Origin of the sequence: Blastococcus sp. MG754426 (assembly GCF_021699055.1) — a bacterium.
Lineage (GTDB): Bacteria > Actinomycetota > Actinomycetes > Mycobacteriales > Geodermatophilaceae > Blastococcus.
This window is the reverse complement of record NZ_SSXC01000168.1, coordinates 1-968: the sequence shown is the minus strand read 5'-3', so window position 1 is coordinate 968 and position 968 is coordinate 1. Positions and strand designations below refer to the sequence as shown.

General features: G+C 72.0%; 1 protein-coding gene. It reads left to right on the top strand.

The features are described from left to right. On the top strand, nucleotides 1–957 hold a 957-nt coding region (locus E9549_RS22820), incomplete at its 5' end, for an S-(hydroxymethyl)mycothiol dehydrogenase (RefSeq protein ID WP_236828888.1). Nucleotides 958–968 lie beyond the last annotated feature (11 nt).

Genomic DNA, 968 nt, shown 5'->3' with positions numbered 1-968 from the left:
CTGCACTACCGCGAGGGCGGGATCAACGACGACTTCCCGTTCCTGCTCGGCCACGAGGCGGCCGGTGTGGTCTCCGCGGTCGGGGAGGGCGTGACCAACGTCGCCGTCGGCGACTACGTCGTGCTGAACTGGCGGGCGGTGTGCGGGGAGTGCCGGGCCTGCCGCAAGGGCCAGCTGCAGTACTGCTTCAACACCCACAACGCGGCGCAGAAGATGACGCTGGCCGACGGCACCGAGCTGTCCCCGGCCCTGGGCATCGGCGCCTTCGCCGAGAAGACGCTGGTCCACTCCGGCCAGTGCACCAAGGTCGACCCGGCAGCCCCGCCGACCGCCGCCGGGCTGCTGGGCTGCGGCGTCATGGCCGGCGTCGGCGCGGCGATCAACACCGGTGGCGTGCAGCGCGGGGAGACGGTGGCCGTGTTCGGCTGCGGTGGCGTCGGGGACGCCGCGGTGGCCGGGGCGAAGCTGGCCGGCGCGGCCACGATCATCGCCGTCGACATCGACGACCGGAAGCTGGAGTGGGCCCGGCAGTTCGGCGCCACCCACACGGTCAACTCGAAGGAGACCGACCCGGTCGAGGCGGTCCGCGCGCTCACCGGGGGGTTCGGTGTCGACGTCGCCATCGACGCCGTCGGCCACCCGAAGGTGTTCGAGCAGGCGTTCTACGCCCGGGACCTCGCCGGCCGCGTGGTGATGGTCGGCGTCCCGACGCCGGACATGGAGATCACGCTGCCGGCGATCGAGGTCTTCGGCCGGGGTGGGGCGGTGAAGTCCTCCTGGTACGGCGACTGCCTGCCCAGCCGCGACTTCCCGATGCTGGTCGACCTCTACCTGCAGGGCCGGTTCCCGCTGGAGGCGTTCGTCACCGAGACCATCGGGCTGGACGACGTCGAGGAGGCGTTCCACAAGATGCACGCCGGCGACGTGCTGCGCTCCGTGGTGGTGTTCGGCGAGTGAGCGCCCGCATC